Source organism: Escherichia sp. WS1152 (genome assembly GCF_046487665.1).
Lineage (GTDB): Bacteria > Pseudomonadota > Gammaproteobacteria > Enterobacterales > Enterobacteriaceae > Escherichia > Escherichia coli.
Window position 1 is genome coordinate 39,444 of record NZ_JBJQJA010000006.1, and the last position, 19,431, is coordinate 58,874.

28 protein-coding genes and 2 pseudogenes are annotated in these 19,431 nt (G+C 49.2%); 3 read left to right on the plus strand and 27 right to left on the minus strand.

All coding sequences use genetic code 11. From position 1 onward, the window contains the following. Positions 1-2 precede the first annotated feature (2 nt). The 15 genes and pseudogenes from ACJHW7_RS11305 to ACJHW7_RS11375 all read right to left on the minus strand — a co-directional run bounded on the left by ACJHW7_RS11305 (position 3) and on the right by ACJHW7_RS11375 (position 10,024). Entirely contained in the window at positions 3-563 is a 561-nt protein-coding gene (locus ACJHW7_RS11305; RefSeq protein ID WP_000779296.1) for a hypothetical protein, read from the minus strand. After that, positions 560-1,067, minus strand: a pseudogene (locus ACJHW7_RS11310) (hypothetical protein). The gene ACJHW7_RS11305 and the pseudogene ACJHW7_RS11310 overlap by 4 nt, the downstream one beginning before the upstream one ends. Continuing rightward, complete coding sequence (locus ACJHW7_RS11315) at positions 1,042-1,452, minus strand: phage head closure protein (protein ID WP_000702395.1); 411 nt, start codon at positions 1,450-1,452, stop codon at positions 1,042-1,044. Before ACJHW7_RS11315 ends, ACJHW7_RS11310 begins: the two are co-directional and overlap by 26 nt. Beyond that, positions 1,449-1,772 carry a head-tail connector protein gene (locus ACJHW7_RS11320; RefSeq protein ID WP_000924829.1) on the minus strand — a complete coding sequence of 108 codons (324 nt, stop codon included), beginning with the start codon at positions 1,770-1,772 and terminating at the stop codon, positions 1,449-1,451. The genes ACJHW7_RS11315 and ACJHW7_RS11320 overlap by 4 nt, the downstream gene beginning before the upstream one ends. Positions 1,773-1,850: 78 nt before the next feature. Continuing rightward, on the minus strand, positions 1,851-3,080 hold the full coding sequence (locus tag ACJHW7_RS11325) for a phage major capsid protein (protein WP_000766100.1): 1,230 nt from the start codon (positions 3,078-3,080) through the stop codon (positions 1,851-1,853). 10 nt (positions 3,081-3,090) lie between these two features. Beyond that, positions 3,091-3,693, minus strand: coding sequence for an HK97 family phage prohead protease (locus ACJHW7_RS11330; protein WP_000999805.1), 603 nt, complete (start codon positions 3,691-3,693; stop codon positions 3,091-3,093). Further along, positions 3,686-4,912, minus strand: a pseudogene (locus tag ACJHW7_RS11335) (phage portal protein). The gene ACJHW7_RS11330 and the pseudogene ACJHW7_RS11335 overlap by 8 nt, the downstream one beginning before the upstream one ends. After that, positions 4,902-5,063: a hypothetical protein gene (locus ACJHW7_RS11340; RefSeq protein WP_015364398.1), complete on the minus strand. Its 162-nt coding sequence runs from the start codon at positions 5,061-5,063 to the stop codon at positions 4,902-4,904. The pseudogene ACJHW7_RS11335 and the gene ACJHW7_RS11340 overlap by 11 nt, the downstream one beginning before the upstream one ends. Continuing rightward, positions 5,060-6,793 carry a terminase large subunit gene (locus ACJHW7_RS11345; RefSeq protein WP_044527610.1) on the minus strand — a complete coding sequence of 578 codons (1,734 nt, stop codon included), beginning with the start codon at positions 6,791-6,793 and terminating at the stop codon, positions 5,060-5,062. Before ACJHW7_RS11345 ends, ACJHW7_RS11340 begins: the two co-directional genes overlap by 4 nt. Then, positions 6,790-7,284, minus strand: coding sequence for a phage terminase small subunit P27 family (locus tag ACJHW7_RS11350; RefSeq protein ID WP_000929180.1), 495 nt, complete (start codon positions 7,282-7,284; stop codon positions 6,790-6,792). The genes ACJHW7_RS11345 and ACJHW7_RS11350 overlap by 4 nt, the downstream gene beginning before the upstream one ends. Positions 7,285-7,409: 125 nt before the next feature. After that, complete coding sequence (locus ACJHW7_RS11355; RefSeq protein WP_063118238.1) at positions 7,410-7,760, minus strand: HNH endonuclease; 351 nt, start codon at positions 7,758-7,760, stop codon at positions 7,410-7,412. 76 nt (positions 7,761-7,836) lie between these two features. Beyond that, positions 7,837-8,700, minus strand: a complete 864-nt coding sequence (locus ACJHW7_RS11360; RefSeq protein WP_021556491.1) for a DUF6236 family protein — start codon at positions 8,698-8,700, stop codon at positions 7,837-7,839. Between the two features lie 72 nt (positions 8,701-8,772). Further along, positions 8,773-9,234: a lysis protein gene (locus ACJHW7_RS11365; RefSeq protein WP_000778468.1), complete on the minus strand. Its 462-nt coding sequence runs from the start codon at positions 9,232-9,234 to the stop codon at positions 8,773-8,775. Beyond that, positions 9,218-9,694, minus strand: a complete 477-nt coding sequence (locus ACJHW7_RS11370) for a glycoside hydrolase family 104 protein (protein ID WP_016239924.1) — start codon at positions 9,692-9,694, stop codon at positions 9,218-9,220. The genes ACJHW7_RS11365 and ACJHW7_RS11370 overlap by 17 nt, the downstream gene beginning before the upstream one ends. A gap of 3 nt (positions 9,695-9,697) precedes the next feature. Next, on the minus strand, positions 9,698-10,024 hold the full coding sequence (locus tag ACJHW7_RS11375) for a phage holin, lambda family (RefSeq protein WP_001120497.1): 327 nt from the start codon (positions 10,022-10,024) through the stop codon (positions 9,698-9,700). Between the two features lie 296 nt (positions 10,025-10,320). On the opposite strand from ACJHW7_RS11375, the gene ACJHW7_RS11380 reads away from it, so the two are divergent. Then, positions 10,321-11,652, plus strand: a complete 1,332-nt coding sequence (locus ACJHW7_RS11380) for a KAP family NTPase (protein ID WP_063118234.1) — start codon at positions 10,321-10,323, stop codon at positions 11,650-11,652. A gap of 28 nt (positions 11,653-11,680) precedes the next feature. Here the strand turns inward: ACJHW7_RS11380 and ACJHW7_RS11385 are convergent, their stop codons facing one another. The 11 genes from ACJHW7_RS11385 to ACJHW7_RS11435 form a co-directional block, all read right to left on the minus strand. Further along, the gene (locus ACJHW7_RS11385) at positions 11,681-12,049 is read right to left on the minus strand and encodes an antiterminator Q family protein (protein WP_077943988.1); all 369 of its coding nucleotides are present in this window, start codon (positions 12,047-12,049) and stop codon (positions 11,681-11,683) included. Between the two features lie 14 nt (positions 12,050-12,063). Beyond that, a complete protein-coding gene (locus ACJHW7_RS11390) occupies positions 12,064-13,053 on the minus strand; it encodes a DUF968 domain-containing protein (protein ID WP_063118233.1) in 990 nt (329 codons plus the stop codon). Between the two features lie 7 nt (positions 13,054-13,060). Then, on the minus strand, positions 13,061-13,858 hold the full coding sequence (locus tag ACJHW7_RS11395; protein ID WP_020219063.1) for a KilA-N domain-containing protein: 798 nt from the start codon (positions 13,856-13,858) through the stop codon (positions 13,061-13,063). Positions 13,859-13,877: 19 nt separating this feature from the next. After that, a complete protein-coding gene (locus ACJHW7_RS11400; protein WP_000767111.1) occupies positions 13,878-14,267 on the minus strand; it encodes a RusA family crossover junction endodeoxyribonuclease in 390 nt (129 codons plus the stop codon). Beyond that, on the minus strand, positions 14,264-14,590 hold the full coding sequence (locus ACJHW7_RS11405; protein WP_000210164.1) for a LexA family transcriptional regulator: 327 nt from the start codon (positions 14,588-14,590) through the stop codon (positions 14,264-14,266). Before ACJHW7_RS11405 ends, ACJHW7_RS11400 begins: the two co-directional genes overlap by 4 nt. Next, positions 14,587-15,240, minus strand: a complete 654-nt coding sequence (locus ACJHW7_RS11410; RefSeq protein ID WP_059275986.1) for a phage N-6-adenine-methyltransferase — start codon at positions 15,238-15,240, stop codon at positions 14,587-14,589. The genes ACJHW7_RS11405 and ACJHW7_RS11410 overlap by 4 nt, the downstream gene beginning before the upstream one ends. Next, positions 15,240-15,734: a PerC family transcriptional regulator gene (locus ACJHW7_RS11415; RefSeq protein ID WP_072847818.1), complete on the minus strand. Its 495-nt coding sequence runs from the start codon at positions 15,732-15,734 to the stop codon at positions 15,240-15,242. Before ACJHW7_RS11415 ends, ACJHW7_RS11410 begins: the two co-directional genes overlap by 1 nt. Then, positions 15,731-16,672 carry a helix-turn-helix domain-containing protein gene (locus tag ACJHW7_RS11420; protein WP_000104967.1) on the minus strand — a complete coding sequence of 314 codons (942 nt, stop codon included), beginning with the start codon at positions 16,670-16,672 and terminating at the stop codon, positions 15,731-15,733. The genes ACJHW7_RS11415 and ACJHW7_RS11420 overlap by 4 nt, the downstream gene beginning before the upstream one ends. Continuing rightward, positions 16,662-16,841 (minus strand): DUF4222 domain-containing protein, encoded by a 180-nt coding sequence (locus ACJHW7_RS11425; RefSeq protein WP_001250269.1) that lies wholly within the window; start codon positions 16,839-16,841, stop codon positions 16,662-16,664. Before ACJHW7_RS11425 ends, ACJHW7_RS11420 begins: the two co-directional genes overlap by 11 nt. 175 nt (positions 16,842-17,016) lie before the next feature. Further along, on the minus strand, positions 17,017-17,568 hold the full coding sequence (gene ymfL, locus ACJHW7_RS11430; protein WP_032141723.1) for a protein YmfL: 552 nt from the start codon (positions 17,566-17,568) through the stop codon (positions 17,017-17,019). A 43-nt stretch (positions 17,569-17,611) separates the two neighbouring features. Then, complete coding sequence (locus ACJHW7_RS11435) at positions 17,612-17,812, minus strand: YdaS family helix-turn-helix protein (RefSeq protein ID WP_000649477.1); 201 nt, start codon at positions 17,810-17,812, stop codon at positions 17,612-17,614. A gap of 90 nt (positions 17,813-17,902) precedes the next feature. On the opposite strand from ACJHW7_RS11435, the gene ACJHW7_RS11440 reads away from it, so the two are divergent. Next, positions 17,903-18,577 carry a LexA family protein gene (locus ACJHW7_RS11440; RefSeq protein ID WP_000848748.1) on the plus strand — a complete coding sequence of 225 codons (675 nt, stop codon included), beginning with the start codon at positions 17,903-17,905 and terminating at the stop codon, positions 18,575-18,577. Between the two features lie 234 nt (positions 18,578-18,811). Further along, positions 18,812-19,018 carry a hypothetical protein gene (locus ACJHW7_RS11445; protein ID WP_000549623.1) on the plus strand — a complete coding sequence of 69 codons (207 nt, stop codon included), beginning with the start codon at positions 18,812-18,814 and terminating at the stop codon, positions 19,016-19,018. Here the strand turns inward: ACJHW7_RS11445 and ACJHW7_RS11450 are convergent. After that, a complete protein-coding gene (locus tag ACJHW7_RS11450; RefSeq protein ID WP_000016389.1) occupies positions 18,990-19,424 on the minus strand; it encodes a hypothetical protein in 435 nt (144 codons plus the stop codon). The two genes, ACJHW7_RS11445 and ACJHW7_RS11450, sit on opposite strands and share 29 nt — an antisense overlap. Positions 19,425-19,431 lie beyond the last annotated feature (7 nt).

Here is a 19,431-nt window from a genome sequence, read left to right on the forward strand (position 1 = left end):
TCTCAGGAAGGAAGGGTTATTTCGGTGTGATGTTCGATATCGCCGTCAGGCCCGTTACCGGGATCGAGATAATCAACATCAATCGCCAGCGTTCGCAGTTCATCCAGACTGTTCAGCTCATCCTGCTGGCGGGTATCGTCTTCGGTCAGCTCGCTGATGACCGAAAAATCGAACTGATAAATCAGCTCATGACGATTCAGATCCAGCAGCGTGCCGCCGTCATAGGTAATCGGGTTACCGCACGCTTCCGGGTTCCAGCCCAGCAGAGCCTTAAAGAGCATCTGCCGGACATCGTCCACCACATCATACGAGGCAAACTGACCGCGCTCATCACGCCCGTTACTCAGTATGACAACCACGGAGAAGCCCTCTTTCAGCTCCTGCCAGTAGTCGGTCTGGCTTTTGTTTTCTCCCGGAGAGTCATCACCCGGTACCACATACGCCGCCGGGAGTCTCAGCTTTCCGACCTCCGGCAGATTTTTGAACTGTGCCGCGCCTGCCACCCGGTTTTCAAAATACGGGCAGCGGGCACGCAGCGCAGCAATAACAGGCGTCAGTTTCATCTGTGTCGTCGCTCCGGCTTCAGTGATTTACGCAATTCCCGCGCCAGAAAATAGCGTGTCCAGCTGCGGTTCTTTTCAAGCGTTTCCACCATAAAGTTATTACGTGGAGCCAGCCGCCAGCCGCTGCCACCGGATGCACCACGATGATGACTACGACGACGTTTTGCTCCTCCCCGGACACCAAAAAACAGAAACGCCGGATAGAAGTCACCAGAGATCATCCGGTTCCCCTTCCCGTTGCGCTGGTTAGGGGCAATGCGTGTCATAAAACCGGCTCGCTTTTTACTGGCTCTCGGCACCATGTAACCAATCGAACGAGCCAGGCGTCCTGGTCTGATAACCGGGGTTTTCACCCGGTGCCGACCGCGCACGGCGCATCACCAGCCGACGGGCATCACGCATATGACGCTGCCCAATCGTGACAAACGCCCGCCGGACACGGGCGCGGTTAAAGCGCATCTCCGCGGGCTGCTGAACATCAACGTGAAAAAAGGGAGTCGCCATTGCTGCCTCCGTGACTCTGCGTAAATTCGCCCAGTTCCGTACACTCCAGCAGCAGAAAGCGCCGCGCCCCGTTCAGATCGCGCTGACGTTTCACCCGGTACACACTGTCATCACAGACCACCTCATAATCAGCAGTGATCCCCCGGCGGTAGCGAATGGTGATGTAATGGGTGATGGCGTCTCCGGTCTGCGCGGTTTCCTGCCAGGTGGTGGCACTGGTCTGGATAACCTTCGCCCATGCCCGGAACGCAACCGGGTATTGAGGCTCCACGCCAAAGTTATCCGCGGGCATATCCACCCGCTGGCGGATCAGGACGCGTTTATTCAGTTCGCCGGGGTCCGGCAGAATGTAGGTTGCGCTGGTCTGCGCCTGACGAATTTTCATAGTGGTATAAGGCGATAAGGAACAACCAACCAGTTAAAACTCATTGGCAACTCCATTTTCTCAACGTCTGTAACCGTTGAGCGGTTTTCGTAGAAATGGCTGACAAGTAGCAGAAGCGCCAGCTTCACATCATCAGATATCACAAGCCCATCAGGATCATCCGCAGGCCTGTCATCTGCGGTTGCATACAACTTACGGTTAAGGAAGTTTTCCGTACGACTCTGAGCGGCCTTACCAAGCAGTTCAAGCAACTCATCTTCATCAGAGAAATCATCATCCAGACGGAGCTGAAGCTTAATCTCTTCCATTTTTAACAGCATAAAACCTCCTGTGCCCGCCAGAACGCGGGCACAAAAAAACCGCATTACGCGGCGTGCTGTATTACGTAAAAAGACTAATCAACCACCAACGCTACCTTTCCCCACCAGCGCTTTAATGGCAGAGGTGTCTTCCAGGATACAGTCAAAACGATGGAAGGCCAGAAAACCAGTCTGATCATATTCCGCGTAACGCTCAACCAGACGTTTAAGAATCATGTATCGCACACGACGGATAATGAAGCGATCAAAGTCACCACAGAACATGAATTTTTTACCCGCCCCGATATCATCAATTTCCTGATCAATGACATACGGTACATTCAACACTGAAGCAGGTGCCACACCAACAATATCCGGCAACCATAAAGGGCGTCCCTGACCGTCTTCCATCTCACTGATCAGTTTCAGCGTATTATCGTTAAACGCCAGGCGGAATTTCGGCCCGCGACGATATGCAGGATCAATGCTGTGTTTCAGAGCCAGAATTTCCTGCCACTTCACCGTATTTGCCGCGGCAGTCTGTGTTGTGCCGGTCACAGATGCGACCAGCCCTTTGGGTTGTTTAGGCGTACCAGCACCAGTTCCCTGAATCAGATAACGGGCTTCACCACGACCAATACGTTCAGCAATGCGACGGGCAAGATAAGCTTCCATATCGATCGCGCTGTCCTGCAGCAACTCATTAGACACACGAATGATTTTCGATGTCATTTTGAGCGCCCCAAGACTTCCCATACCGAAATCGGTGTCTTCTTCACCGGCTTCTTCATTTTCGCCCAGCAGAACACCAACTTCGGAAGTACCATCAGCTGTTGCCCACTCCATAGTGCGACCGTCAGAAGTGGTCAGAATCTGCGCCACACTGGCGATGCCACCGTAGGATTTCATCTTCTCAACAACTTTCGCCAGGAATGTTTCTGGTACGGTATATCCGCCCTTTTCATCCTGAGCTACACCCTGGGCACGAAGTTCACGCAACGCCTTTCGTTCTTCTGATGTCAGCTCACTGGCACCGTGACGCATCCACTTATCAAAAACCTGAGCTCGTTTCTCATCCTGTTGCGGATTGTTTTCCGGATCAAGATTCTGACGCTGCTCTTCCTCATTGCTTTCAATGTACGCCTGATCCTGACGACGCAGTTCTTCTTCGCGTGCAATTCGTTCATCAAGCGCTTCCAGTTCGGATTTTGCTTTGTTCCACTCAGTGCGCTGCTCTTCCGTCCATGCGTTATCACCAATTTTTTCATTCAGGGCGCGCATGTCAGTTGCGATAGTATTACGTTTCTGTTTCAGTTCATGCAGTTTCATGATGTTTCCTTTACGCGTTAAGAAGGGTCAGGACGCGTTCACGCGCCATACGTTGATTAATGGCTTTCTGTAGCGCGCCACTGTTGCGCGCCTCCTGCCATGCTTTCATGGAGCGAACAGCCGAGTCAGCCTCCTGATAGGCAGGATATGTCACAGGACTGACATCCAGCAGACGGGAAAAGCGGGTTATCTCGCGAATAACAACCCCGTCCTCATCCTGATACCACTCCTCACCGTCACGGGCGACACGGAAAGCGAAAGATGACTGGTTAATATCTCCACGTTGCATCGGGGCCAGCACCAGATCACGAATGGTCTGTGTCTCCGGAGCCTGGATGTCATAGCGTAATCCGCGCTCATCAACTGAAAGATTCAGCGTGCCTGCTGCACTACGCCCAAGAATAAAATTAGGATCGTGGTTAAACAGTGCGCGTACATCATCACCAAGCACATCGTCAAAAGCGCCGGGCCGGATGATTTCGCGGAATGAACCGAATATCAGCTCAGAACGACAGTCAAACACCGATCCATAACCGATAATGTGCGCCGGGTTATCGTCATGCCGCTCAGCACGCACCTCACCGCTGTAACAACGGATTTCACGGTCATTCATTGGTTTTTCCCTCATCGTTTTTTGGGGGCTTAAAATCTCCTGCCGGGTTAGCAGCATTCACGCTTACCAGCATCTCGTCCAGCCCTTCAACCGGATTCATATCCTCAAATGCGCGGGCCTCATTACGGCTCATCCATCCATCGGTAATAGCGAAGTGATAGAATTGCGCGCGCTCCTGCGGAGTTCCGCGTAAAAGCCCCGTCAGATTGAACCTGACGTAATACCCGGCGGCTAACTCAGCGCGGGTAAACAAGCGACGGTTAAGCTCCTGCTCCCAGTTCGTCACCCACGGCATCATCGTGTAGCGGACAAACTGAATCGCCTGCGCAGAAATATTGGAGAAGGTGGCTTTTTCGAGGTCATTAATCATGTGCGCAGGAATATTGAAAATACCGGCGATCATTGAACGGTTCAGCTTCATCATGTCAATGATCTGAGCGTCAACTGGCGACACAGTCAGTGCCTTGTAATCCAGATCGGCTGGCAGCAGCATGGTTTTGTTTTCCTGGCGGCGTAACGCCTGCGATGCCTTCTGCCACTGTTCTTTAAGCCAGCCCCAGCTTTCCTTATTGAGTCCGCTTTTAACGGATACTATCCCCGCCGGACGGGCATTACCGCTGAAGAAGCTTTCTGTGTACTTCTGACCGCTCATCCCCATGCCTATTGTTTCGGCATGTTGCATAATCGGACTCAGCCCCATCTTCTGATTATTACCCAGCGCTCGGATGTGGATCATATCGTCGGGGCTGATCGCAAACGCCCCATATTCGTTGTACAAACCGTAGGTGTATCGGCCACCAGTATTCATCAGCGTCGTTTCCCACGGCATACAGCAATCCAGGGATATGACTTCACCGCGACGATTACGTTTCACCCAGGTATACCCATTCCCCCAGCCAAGGATGTGACGTTGCTTCAGTTCGCGCTATTTGTAACTGGTTTGCCAGGTATTGGGCTCATCATGAACCAGATAAAACGCCGGATGATCGCGTGCGGGCTCAACCTTCCCATTGTGCCTGCGCATAACATGCAACGGCATCTGGGCAAGGCTGGAAGACAGGACATAGATACAGGAATACACCGCAGCCAGTTTCATCGCAGTTTCAGGACTGACATAAACGTCTGCCCGGAACAGCCCATCAGTATCAACGGCATCCCCGGTTATCGGGGTGGAAGGATTCTCCAGTGATTTACTTCTGAACAGAGCATCAAGCAGCACGCGTCCCCCTTCTGACCATAACCAGTGCACCCACCAGCAGTAAAGCACCGGACAAAATCAGAGCCGGAGCCATACCAAACTGCAGGTAAACTCCGCACGTAAGCAGGCCAAAACCAGTCAGCCCGATAACATCAGCAATTAGTGATTTCATAGAATTAAGAGATCATCGTCCGGATCAAGAGATGAGAGGAAATCGCCAGGTTCTTTGAGCATTGCCCGACCGATCGTCATAATCAGTGCAACCGCACCATCGATTTTGTTTTCCGCCTGCTCCTTGACGGGCTTCACTAAATCATCGTTACCAGGCATGTTTTTGCCGACCACATTGCCGATACACCAGGTCATGATGGGATTGCCGTCATGATGAAAGCGTCCCGATTCAATCGCTGCTTCCAGCTCTTTCATCGGATCGGACATATTGGCGAAGTTCTGGACGATAGTGACGGGATTCAGATCTTCATCAGCAAGGTCATGTGACAGCCCGGTCGCCCCGAAGGGGTCGATGGGTGACTCACTGACCGGGCTGATTTTGTTCGCCGCTTTGGCCTCTTCGAGGATGTAGCGATAATCCACCTCTGCACCATCGGTAACGGTCAGGACGCCCATTTCCACCCATTTCTGAAAGCGTTCGGCTGTCCGTCTATCTTCATTTTTCTCGACGCTGTACACCGTGTCATACGGTACCCAGAAGCGCGGGGCCACACTGTAGTAATGCGTTTTACCGTCAATCTCGCGGGTATAAAGTCGCGCCATGCTGTTCATATCCAGCTTACGCGCCAGGTCAAAGGCCAGAATGCACGGCTGCCCCTCGAACTGCTCAAGGGTCAGTGATTTATCCTCGCAGCTCTGCCAGCTCACCAGGTTGAAATACGCCGAACGTGCCGACACCCAGATATTGAGGTGTTTCGTTTTAAAGACGTTTGCCAGACGGGCGTTATTTTTCGCACGCTGCTGCTGACTTAACAAAAATTCGCGATAAACCGACACGCCAATATTTGGATTGGCTTTTTCCAGCACCTGCGGGTCGGTCCAGTCGTCACCTTCATCAACGGTATAGATGATCCCGAACAGTTCATCGTTAGGCACCGAGCCGTTGAGCATCTCGATGACTTCCCGCCGCTTGTCGTAGCACGGCCCCTCAATGTTGTACCCGGCGGTGGTGATGGCCCACATCAGTGGCTGACGTCGCGCCCCCATCCCGGTAAGCATTGTGGTATAAAGCGCATCGGTGGCATGCTCGTGATATTCATCAACCACGGCACAGTGGGGTGATGAACCATCACCGGGGTTGCCGATCAGCGGTTCAAACCGCGCGCCATCCTCCGGACGGTTCATGTTTGAGGCGTTAACCTCAATCCCGAACGCTTCCGTCAGCATGGGTGTGCGTTTACACATCAGTCGCGCCGGGCGAAAGACTTCCCACGCCTGTTTCTCTGTCGTGGCACCGGAATACACTTCCGCGCCAAACTCGTTATCACAGGCAAAACAATACAGGGCAACACCGGCAGAGATTGCTGATTTGCCGTTCTTACGGGGGATTTCGGTATACACCTCCCGGAAGCGGCGCAACCGGGTGCCTTTATTGACCCAGCCAAACGCACAGCAGATCACAAATAGCTGCCACGGCTCCAGCGTGATGGGCATCCGTTTGAATGCCCACTCACCCTTGGTGTGCGGCAACAGCTGAATAAATTTCGCGGCCCGTTCAGCCAGGTCCTTGTCGAAGCGGTAACGAAACGACTTACTTTTTTCCGCCATCAGGTCATCAAGATGGCGCTGGCAGGCCTGAATCACAAACTGGCAGGCAACAATCTTTCCGCGCACGACATCCCGGGCATACTGATTGGCAGCATTTACGTTGGGGTAAGATTTCCGGCTCATGACTCGATGATTTTCAGAAACGGGTTAGTGGCTTTCTTCTTCCCCGCCAGGCCAATCAGACGCTGGCGGCTGCTGGGGTCGAGTCCGAGCATTGCCCCCGTGCTGCTCATCTCGGACTCCTGTTCTTTCTTGGCGGTCAGCTCCGGGTTTTTGACCATACCGCCCATTGCACCGGTAATGGTGTTGCCCTGGCTGGCAATATTTTTCACGGCACGTCGCCAGAACTCATAGGCCACGCACCACCGCTCAAGCACCGCGAGGTCAGTCACGCACAGCAGGCCCTGACCGCAGAGTTCTTTGGTTGTCAGTTGCCACATGATCGTGGCGAGAGGGAGATCTTCTTCAGCGAACCACTCCGGTGGCTCAACACCTTTGATGGGCGTAAAAACAGGTTCATCTTTATTCAGGGCTCGCTTGCCGGGGTTTCCGGCCAGCGCCTTGCGCGCCGTTGGCTTGGGGCGACGCCCGGAACGCCCCGCCGTTCCAGCCATATGCGGCACTCCTGGTTAAATTTCATTTTTCGCGGGTATAAAAAAACGATGGGGCGGGCAGTCCGGAAGACGTCAGGTCACAGGGATTTGACCCGCCCCTCCCCTCTGGCAGTGGGAACTGGTTCTTACTTCAGCCGTTCACGGGCCGTCTTCGCCTTATGACACGGCCAGCACAAACTCTGCAGATTACTGTCGACATCAGTGCCGCCATGTGCTTTAGGGATGATGTGGTCAACGGTTTTCGCCTCGCGCACCACACCGGCACGCAAACACAACTGACACAGGCCTTTGTCACGCTTGAGCACACGTTCACGGATAACATCCCATTTCGCACCATAACCGCGCTGGTGTCGGGACTGGCCTGGCTTGTATTGCTTCCAGCCTTCGCTTTTGTGGCTTTCGCAGTAGCCTGACGGGTCTGTGGTGGTATTACGGCAACCTCGAGCACGGCAGGCTTTCGGGATACGAGGAGGCACTTTATTACCTTGATTATTTATAGGGTTAAAATAAGTATATTCACAAAAAACATTCATTGATTATGAGAATCAAAAATCAGGAAATAATACCCTCCGATTTTCCTTTGCTTATGTAAACTAATTTATCATTACCTAATGATAACACTTGTTGAAATTGTGGCTTTATTTTTATGCATCCTCCCAAAAAATAAGCAAAACTACTTACCCCTCCAATAACATTATAAGGATAATCTACTGACATAGATAAAACAGTTCCCGCCAGACTAAATATTTGTGAAAAATCGAACTCAAAGGAAGTAGAGATGCTAAATTTTATTGGACTTTTCCACACTTCACAATTTAAGCGTTCAATATCCTTTATTGCTTGTTTAAGATTAGAAAGAGCTTTTGCTTTCTGAAGATTGATATCACCAGAACGTTTTATTTCCAAGTAAAGCTCATCAAGATATTCATGTAAAGCGATTAATTCAGGTTTTCTTCTTTCCTTGAAATCAAGAATATCATGTAGGTGCACATCTTCTGTGGGAACGGGTAATAAATTTGCTAGCTCAAAACGTATCACTTCTGAGGTTCTAGATAATTCAGGCACCAAGTTTATTTGGTCACTTAAAAAATGCATGCGCCAATCGACAGAAGAATCCGCATGCCTAAGTATATCTATTGTTTTGGCATGAGTTTCAGCATAAAAATCAGCCATATATTGGCCATCAAAACAACCATGATGTCTATATACAGGTCTGGTTAGCAATCCACATTTTTCTAATTCATCCTCGTTATTTAATGCTGTATGTATAATATTATTAGTGGGTGAAACTAGTTTATCCCAATAAAGACATAGATAGTTTATTTCTAATTGACTAATCCATTTACCTGTACGGATGCCTTTTCCATCCTCGGTTTTAAGTAATTCGCATGCACTAAATACCACACCTCTTTCCATGTCCGTCTCCTGTGATTAAGCTAATAGTAATTTAGCATTATCTTATACGAACGTGGAGTGTCATCTATAGATTCATTTCTGGCACTGTGTCTTGATGTACTCCTGCAAATAGTTAACCTGTGCAGTTATCTTGTCGATCCCACTTCGGAGGCGGTAATAATTGAGTTCAGCATCAGCTGTAAGTCTTGGACTTTCTCCATAGCCCATGCCGCTGGCTCCGGTCGTTGACTTTGCACAGGTGGCGGCGATTTGCAAGCGCTTACGACCAGCAGAGACATCAGTACGGAGACTTTCGAGAGTCGTGTTAGCATCAGCAAGCTCCTTTGTGTATCTGGCGTCAAGTTCAGCTACGTCACGTTGACGCTTCTGCATATCAGAGATCGTCGCCATAGCCGAATGTAATGCCATAGCGTTTTCGTCGCGCTGCTTTTTGTATTCAATGGCTTGATTGTGGTAATGATTCGCTGACCAGATGAAAGAACCAATAATAGTAACGAAGAAAGCAGCGATAACTAGCTTATAGCTCAACTTCATTTACCACCCCGCCAACCTCTTTAAACCTGGCAATCAGGTCACCAATTTTATGTTCATACTGACCGTAACCAGCGCCCGGCAACGAAGCCCAGATATTGCTGCAACGGTCGATAGCCTGACGAATATCACCACGATCAATCATCGGTAAAGCGCCACGTTCTTTAATCTGCTGCAATGCCACAGCGTCCTGGCTTTTGGGGGAGAAGTCTTTCAAACCAAGCTGTTTACGGTAAGCATCCCACCAACGTGAAAGAAGCTGGTAACGTCCGGCGGCTGTTGATTTGAGTTTGGAGTTTAGCGTGACAAGTTTGCGAGGATGATCGGAGTAATCAGTAAACAGTTCACCACCAACAATAACGTCATAACCGTGGTTACGTGTCGGTTGTCGCCCGTTATCCGTTCCTTCTGACCATGCCACCATATCAAGGAAAGCTTTACGCTGGGAATTTAGTGCCTGCATAAATTACTCCTTCGAGCTACCAAATTTGTTACCGATTACTCGCATTGCTGCCCCACGAATAGCATCGACACCGATCAGCCCAACACCACCACCAATGGCAACAGAAAGTGATTTAGGCCATCCGACATACTCAAGAGCGGATGCAAAAGTCAGCGTCAGAGCGCCACAGAGTAGAATTTCGAGTGTTTTTCGTTTCCAGCCCCCACCACCGCCAAAATAGGCAATACGTAAACCAGCCATAACAATCGACATAATCACTGCGCCCAGCGGTGTGTCTCCACGCCACCAGCTCTGGACCAACTCCAACCAGGTATTTGGGTTATGAGGCATTTGTAGTTATCTCTCACCTCGCTGATACAGCAGGTGCAAAATGAGGGAACATCATGTACCGCAAATCAGAAGCGGAAACGTCAAAGAGCCGAACCAATGGATAACTGCGGGATAGGCCAGGCCCAACGAATCCCCAGCAACAAAAACGACAAAACCCGCTCGACGGCGGGTTTAAGCTGTGTGGCGAAGTAACCACTCTTAACAGATTACAAGAATTTTTGCGGACCGCGTTAATGATTTTTAATCCCAAAGTCGTATTATTCGTTTTTTACTGTAGGAGTTAATAGGTTTATATTATGTTAGATACACTATCTTTCACTGAACGTGACGAGTTCCAACGAAGAAACATCGCTGAAAATATCATCAAGTTGCTAAAACCAGAGGCAGACATTTCACCACTGGTAATAGACGGCGCATGGGGAACAGGGAAAACAGAATTTAGTATCAAACTGAAAAATCTCATTATTGAGCAAGAAACTGAATCTAAAGTTGTTTATATTGATGCCTTTAAAGGGGATCATGCAGAATCTCCATTACTTCTCATAACCTCTGCAATTGCCAGCATTTTGCCTGAGGAAGAAAAACAACACTTCATTAAGAGATCTCTTCCTGCAATTCGCTTTGGTTTAAAAACGGTACTAAAAGCTGGTGCAGGTTGGTTTTTACGACAGGAGGCTAGTGAAGTTGCCGAAGAATTCCAAGATGCGATGAAGAAAGCAAGCAATGCAGCAATAGATGGGACTATTGAAAATTTGCTTGAAGACCATATGGACTCAGAGAAAAACATAAATTCACTTAAATCCTGCATCGAAAGTATATCAAAAAATCAAAAAATCGTAATTATAATTGATGAATTAGACCGATGTAAGCCGAGTTTTTCAACAAATGTCATTGAAACAATAAAACACATTTTTGACATCAATAATGTCTTTTTTATTTTAGTTACAAACACAGAACAATTAAAAGCATCTATAAATCATATTTATGGTTATAGCATTGACTCACAAAAATATCTTGACAAGTTTATAAAATATACCATCACGCTTCCAGATACATGTTTGATAAATGGTCACAACGTATGTAAAGCCTCTGTTATATATTGGGATTATCTTGTAGAAAAAACAAGGTTATTGAATAAAATCAATAGATTATCAGGTGACTTTATCCGTGATTTAATTCAACGAACCAACTTATCATTACGTGAAACACAAACATTTTCACGCAATCTTAACATTTTTCAACTGTTAAACGACGATGAGAACAAAAGCAGTAATCCTTTAATAAATATGATCTTTGTCGTAGCTGCCTTCATACATTGCTTTGGTAACAAGGAAAAACTAAAACAAGAAATTACCGCTGAATCTATATCTTATTTAGCAGACCTGCTTAACATAAAAGAAATACCTTATTCTTATGAGAGAAGATCGCAAATCCCTGAAATATCCATTGTATTCTTCGGAATAATTAAAGACAGTATTACTCTTAATGAGCGATTTGCCCCTAAAAGTGATGAAGAACTTAAAAAATTCACAAATGTTTATACTGATTATGAACACATAAATTTTTGGAGTACTACACCCAGAGAGTTATTGATAAAATATATTAATCAAATGTCATTCATCCAGTAAATAATACGCCCCATGCAGGGGCGTATTATTAAACGTCCAAATCTAATGTTAGATCTAGCATGGAAAGGCAGCCATCAATAAATCCTTCGGCTAGCTGTATTTCTATACGTATCAATTTCTCATCTTTTTTACGAGCCTTGGCGAGCTTTCTTTTAGAGATACCGTATAGGTAATGGGCAACAAGAAGCGAATGTTCGTCCGGCCTTTTTTGCTTTAGACGAGCAAGACAACCTTCAATAATTAAGGCATCACTATCCGAACAAGCCAAGCGTTTCTTGCTTGTATAGGGAAGAAGTCCCTTAAACCCAGCGGCTATAGGTGAATAATCAACGCCTGAACTATCACTCGCCGCCCATGCCCCCCAACGCTCCAGAACCATCTGAATATCACGCATCAACTTTCTCCACCAAATCAGGCTAGCACACCAATTGCCAACGCACGGTCGATAAAACGAAATATCAGCTCCAGCTGGGAGCCATACTTCTCTTCAAATGCCACGGTATCCGCATGCAGCTCGTCGTGATGCTTTCTGCACAAAGGCAACACAAAGAGGTCATGCGCTTTTGTACTCATTCCCCCCTGACCGTGGCCTATCAGGTGGTGGGGATCATCAGCAGGCTTTCCACAACATGCACACGGCTGTGTCTTAACCCAGCGCGTGTACTTTTCATTAACCCAGCGGCGACGTTTGGGGCGTAACATAAAAGACTCCGGCGACTCCGGCTCCACTTTCAGCGCCAGCACCTTTTTCGCCTTATCCTGGATGATGCTGGTGGCAGGAACCGAAGGCACAAGGTCACTTTCCCGGGTAACAGACGGCACAACAGGCTTCGGTAATCTCAGTGCCTTACGGGCTGCACTTTCCGGTAAGGCATCCGCCAGATCATTACGAATCAGCCACCAGCACAGTTCCGGCATTGTCACAACGTGACTGTCATCAAAACCGAGATCCCGACGCACAACAGACAACACCCAGCGGGCACAGTTATCCGTTGCCATTGATTCCAGCCGTTCCGTGAACTGATGGCGCAGCTGGTTATCGCAGTGCCAGCACAGACGGATTGCGCCCGGAGCGTGTCGCATTGTGGTCATGTTCTCGCTGTGCCAGTCGGAATGAGGCCACTGGCAGCCTTTTTCACGAAGTAACCAGCTTTCAAGACATTCCACGCCACCAGCACGACGGATCACTGCCTCATTGCGGAACACGGCCTGAACGGCAGGATCATCCGCCAGCGGTTGTGATGCCGCCGGAACGGCACCACTGGCGAAAGATGAATAACGTTCCGGCTCAGGCTCCAGCAGGACACGCCCCTGCATAAACAGGGGCATCAGCTCTGAACCTGGTCTGAACAATACGATCCCCATACGCGGGGCAATTTCAGGGGTCAGTAGTGCTCTCACGGTCACCTCAATGAACGGTATCGAGCAGCTTTAACAGCTCAGGGAATCGGGATTCGAAGAAATGCGGCTGCGTCTCGCGCGGATTTGCAGGACTGGTGATGTTCTTGCCGAACATGCAGCCTTTCGCCGTCAGCGACCAGAATTTTTTGATGTTGTTAATCGCGGTACGGCTGTATCGTTCGCGTTGTTCAACGATCCCCAGCTTCGCCATCTGGTGATATGCCTGATTAGCTGTCAGGCAGATACCATACTGCTTCAGCAGTGCACTCAGTGACAGCGTGGGGCGGCTTGAGCCATCAGGCGCGTCAGCAGGAGCATCAATGGCATAGCGCGGTGCCAGATTCGGTAAGCCAACAGCCTCCTGGAGTTTCTGACAGGCACCAAGCACTGAAGAGTTAGACAGGTTTAACTCCCGGCGCATAAAGTCCAGCAGGATCACGCCAGCCTGCATCTTGTCAGCAGCCTGCCCGGATAATTTTTCCGGTGTGCTGGTTACCATATCGAAAGTACGGATCACCTTCAGATGGAATGACGGGCTGATCCACATTGCATAGGCATACACCAGTTCTTTGCAGACATACGTCCCTTGGTTATTTCCGCCACGAATAACGTTAACTGGCGCTATATTGACCGAGTTGCAAATCTGCAACTCGCTTATTAAACGTTCGGTTTGCTCATTGCGGAGCCAGAATGCAGGCTTATGTTTATCCAGAGAACCGGCAGCCCTGTGCAGATCGTTCAGGCTGTAACGCCCATAAGCATCACGACGAACTTCAATACCATCAATAACCATCAGATTATTCATACTTCGTTTCTCCTCTTAATCAGGCGGCTGCACCCGCCGGTTTCTCGTACTTACTGATAGTGATCTCGACCTTCCCTTCCGGGATAACCGGTCCCCACTCCACCAGCATTCTTTTCACCTGACTGTCGTCTTCCCACACACCCGCGTGGGTCAGGGCGTCAAACAGCGCCTTGTTATAGTTGTCCAGATCGCGGATCCGGTTATCCGGAGGAAACAACACGATCTCCACTGAAGCAGGTGCCGACGTTGGTTTTGGCAGACGACGTAACTGCTCAACTATTGCTGCACACGCCGCGCTCTGGAATTTGCGCCCCGCCGCGCTTATCAGGCTCTTACCAGCAAACGCCCCTTTGTTGGGGTGTCGCCAGTACGTGTTCACGCTGGGCGGAAAAGGCAGGATCAGCTTCATACTTTCAGGCCCCTCTCATGTAACCAGTGGGCTGCACGCAGCCTGGCGTTTTCCTCACCGGCAAGCAGTGAGCGGATAATCCCGACCGCCTCGCTGTCGTCGTCCTTCACCGCGGTATGAAGCGTTATCCCCCGTGCCACGCCACGCTTTATCGTGATGACGCCTTTTTTCTCCAGTGCGCGAAGATGCTCCACCGCTGCATTCACTGAACGGTATCCCAGCATGGTAGCCACCTCCTGATTGGTTGGCGGGAAGCCACGTTCTTTCTGATAAGAAATCAGCATATCCAGCACCTGCTGCTGGCATTGAGTTAATGTCGTCATGCCGCCATCTCCCTGACCAGTTTTTCCGCCTGCTGGCGAACCTGCGCCAGAAACGCCTCACCACATGTCTCAAGTTCATCGCGCCCGATGTAGCTGATTGCCGGTCCCTTCCAGGTCTTATCGAAAACAGCAATAGCACCAGCGAAGAACGCTCCTGTCGGCACCTGCTTCTCGTCTTTCGGGATAAACCAGACAGGCAGTTCAAAACCAATACGCCCGCGAATAAAAGCAATATGGTCTGCATCTTCCGGCCACCACACTTCGCTGGTGGCAGCTTTGATCAGGAAAACATAGCGCCCGCCTTTATCACGCATGGCACTGGCATGCTTCATGATGTAACGCATGCCGGTGATGTATTGCCCCTCATGCTGACTGGCGCGGCTGTATGGGGGATTACCAAAGGCAGCACCTTTAAGCTCCGCAAGACGTTCTGACCAGTCATGCGCCAGCGCGTTGTCTTCCGCCGTGTAATACGCGGCACATTTGGCGTTATCACCGTCAGTGAACAGATCCAGAACAAACGGACCAAACAGGGTGTTAATTCCCCAGAAAATGTTATCCGGCGTGCGCCACTGATCTCCCACTTCCTTCAGTTCATGGGCTGGTTTATTCCGCAGTTCCACCAGCGCCTGGCAATATTTATTACTCATTAAGCCCCCACGTAATTCCCTGACAGATACCACTCTTCACCCGATGCAGCGCGCTTGCTGCTTTTCCGTAAGCACCGCTCACGACGCGCCAGAAAATTGTTTCGTTCTGGCTGGGAGTGGCTTTCACGGAATGCCGCCATCCACACGGTTGCAGCACGACGGTATAAGCCCCTTGACTCCAGTTCTTCCGCCTGGCGGGTCAGGCACAAAATCACCCGGGGATCGTTAGTGCCGACATAGAAATTGCGCGCAGGTCTGGTTTCACGAACTGGTTGTGGTTCCGGCTCCTGCGCTCTCTCAGTCAGGCGCGGGAAATGTCTGCGTGTATCCCCTTCACAACGGTGAGCCACACGCCCACTCTGACGTAACTTGCTTGCTGACTGCAGAACGCGCTGCCGTGAGTAACCAGCAAAAGCATCCGCAATGTCTCCGGAAGTACACCCCGGATGGGCTTCAATGTATTTCTGAACTTCATTCAAAAGACTCATGATCACCCCCTGAATCCTGCCGGGATCTGGCTGTAGTCCACGTTGTCGTAACTGGCTTTGAAGTACGGGTCTTCGCGTTTTTCGGTGTACGTGCTGACGGACGGCGATAAGCGCAGGGAAAGCTCATCCCATTTTTCCCGCAGCTTCGACGGACTGAGCACGTTACGGCACCAGAACGGATCGCGGCTGACGCGGCTGTACATCTCGCAGATTTGTTTGTGAGTACGACCATCCTGCACACACATCAGGCGAATTTCGTTTGCCCAGGCTGTCCAGTTCGGTTCTTTGGGACGAACCACCTCGCCGTCACATTCGGCGGCCTGCTCGTACAGGGCGATGATTTTTTTCCAGAGCCACTGTGCGCAGGTCAAATCATCCTGCGTTCCCCACTGGCGCTTTTTAGGGCTGAATACAACCGCATCAGGATGGCGAGTTAAAAACTCCTGTTCAGCCGTCTGCGTGTCCGGTTGCGAAGCGTCCGGACGAGAAGTTTTTTTATCTGACGGATCATGTTTTGATTTTACTGACGGATCCCCGCCAGATTCTGACGGGTGAAAACCCGCTTTTTTGCCAGATTTCGACGCATCAAATTTTGACGGGTCAGATTTTGATGCGTCAGATTTTGACGGGTCAGAATCTGACAATTGAGAAAATGCCGCTGCCTGAAGCTTCGCAACGTTAAGCTGATAAACATTCGACGCATTGCGGTTACCCTGGCGACGCGCCTTACGCGTTAACCAGCCTTCTGCTTCCAGCCGTGCGATAGCCGTTCTGACGGTACTCATCCCCGCGCCAATCTGACGGGCAATGGTTTCAATTGATGGCCAGCACACACCTTCGTCATTACTGAAATCAGCCAGGCGGGCCATAATTGCCACGCTGGATAATTTCATGCCTGACGCAGCGCAACCATCCCATACATAGCCGGTTAATTTAGTGCTCATGACCGACCTCTATTTCCCTGAATTTACGACGAAACTGTTCGAGCGGACTGAAGCATTCATGCTCATAGCCTTCGCGGAGGTAGATAACCCGTTGTGTTTCCGGCTCCCAACGAATGACTCTGACGGGTACTCCGTAGTGATCTTTGAACCAGCGGTTAACTTGTCGCAAAGGACTGTCTCCTTTTGCCGGTTAAAATCACCCACAGCCCACTCTGCAAAGCTGTGGGTTACAATTACCCTGCCACCTGGTACATTTACTGCATAGCAATACTCCACCTTCGCTTTTCCACCCGGTACAGGAAGCGCAATCAGTTGCGAGCGACGGTAGTGTGTTGTTAAACTGTTCATGCGTTAGTTTCTCCACAGTCACGACACGCCACGGCGCCCGGAGCTGCACACTCGCGGGCGTCATTACTTTCTGAAATGCAAAAAATTTTGTAGACCAGTGCTGCATGCTCCTGCAGCTTCGAAATTGAGAGGTACAGCTCGTCGTTAATTGCTGTCTTCTCATGCGGTTCCACTACACCGTCTTCAATTGCTGAACGAATCTGTTTTGAATAACTGCCGATCTGTTCAATGACTTCCAGCAGACGCTGGTTAATATCGGCGTTGTCCACATCCTCGACGTCAGGAAGAGACACAAAGACGCCATTTGCAGACTGCGCCACAGCGTCAGCAATGAAGTGAGTTCCACCAGCACGTTGCAAAATCATTGCCCATCCCAGCGGGAAAATCTGATCGCCATCGGCACGAAGGCGGTTAAATAATGCGTTCTCTGTTACATCCAGCCAGTCAGCCGCTTCAGCGTAACCACCCGGCAACGCCGCGATAGTTTTTCTGACAGCTTTCACGTACCACTCAGGCTGTTTTTCTATTTTCCAGTGATGCTTACCCACGATTAGCCTCATCGTTCTGTGGTTAAAAATTGAAAGTGTTCTGCTAATCTTTCGGATAGATATCCGGTCTTAAGTCAGATTTCGTAATTGCACCTGACGTGCATTGCTCAAGTTTTTTAGCCAGCACAAAACTGGCTTTTTTATAGCCATTGAAAACCAGCCGTAAGTAGCCAGGTGTTGAGCCAACTTTTCCGGCCAACTCGCCCTGCTGTTCTTTGGTTAAAGAGTCCCAATACGCTTTCATACAATATGTACCTCCGGTGTACATATTACATGATTAAAATGAACCTTCAAGATACTTGTACCTTAACGGTACAAGGGTTTTAATTTCGTTATGAAAACAATCCATGACATCCGGCGGTCTAACGCCAGAAAACTGAGAGATGGTGTTGGCGGGAATTCTTCCTTTGCCACTATGATTGATCGCGAGCCAACCCAGACCAGCAGGTTTATGGGAGATGGTGCTACTAAAAATATCGGTGACAGCATGGCACGACACATCGAAAAATGTTTCGACCTGCCTGTCGGATGGCTCGATCAAGAACACCAGACAACGAACATCACAAAAAAACCTGATGTTTCAATCACTAATAAACAAATCACATTAGTCCCTGTCATATCATGGGTACAGGCCGGAGCATGGAAAGAAGTTGGATATTCTGAGGTTGATTTGAGCACAGCAGAAACGTATCCCTGCCCTGTACCCTGTGGGGAAATGACTTATATCTTGCGGGTGATAGGTGATTCAATGATTGATGAGTACCGCCCGGGAGACATGATTTTTGTCGATCCTGAAGTACCTGCCTGCCACGGTGACGACGTTATTGCATTGATGCACGATACAGGTGAAACCACCTTCAAAAGGTTGATAGAAGATGGGACACAGCGTTATCTCAAAGCGTTAAACCCAAACTGGCCTGAGCCTTACATTAAGATCAACGGTAATTGCTCTATAATTGGAACTGTGATTTTCTCAGGAAAACCAAGAAGATACAAAATCAAAGCCTAATCAATGTTTATGAACCTGCTTCGGCAGGTTTTTTTATACTTGACAATGTACCTTTGAGATACATAATGTACCCAAGAGAAACAACAAACAGGCAGGACGCCCACGAAGTATCCGCCTGGGGCATATGAAGTCCAGGATGATTCGTTAGCAACAAAAAAGCGCCCTACAGGACGCTTAGCTCTTTAACAATCTGGTCCCCATCAACAAGTAACTGATAACTTGAGGAGATGTGAAATGCACAAAACAGAACCCAAAATCGTCGCGCCTGGCTACACAGATGAGGAAATTTATGAGTGGATGACAAAGAAGCTGGCAGCTATAAACCAGCTTCGTGAAGTGCTGTCTTATCGACAGGAAACAATAGACTCCTTAAAAAAACTGGATCAGGAAATCACGGTTTTATCACAGGATGTTACTTTAGATATTGTGCAGACAAATTAGGATCCCATTCATTTTCGTCAAAATCATCAAAGTGATGAATTTGTGATCTCCAGTCTCGATAATCTAAAAATTTCTGGGCGGTTACGCTTATTTTATCAAGTGTGAGTTCATCCTGAATTGAAAGAAGAAGTTCATCAAATTTCATCTCATTAATCTGTTTTGGCATCCAGTGATGCTTCATCAGAATAAGGTGAACCAGAGCCTTTTTCCCATTCAACTGATTATAGGGAGTGCCGAATTTCTTCCGGTGCTCATGTAAGACAAGGTCCAAAAGAGTAAGTAATGTTGCCCTTGATTCAACTTTGCTTATTTCGACTGATGACACTACCCCACTGATTTCAATGCCCCGATACTTTCCAACATTTTCACAGTGGGATTTGTACAGCGTATAGATATTACCGGACATTTCTTTT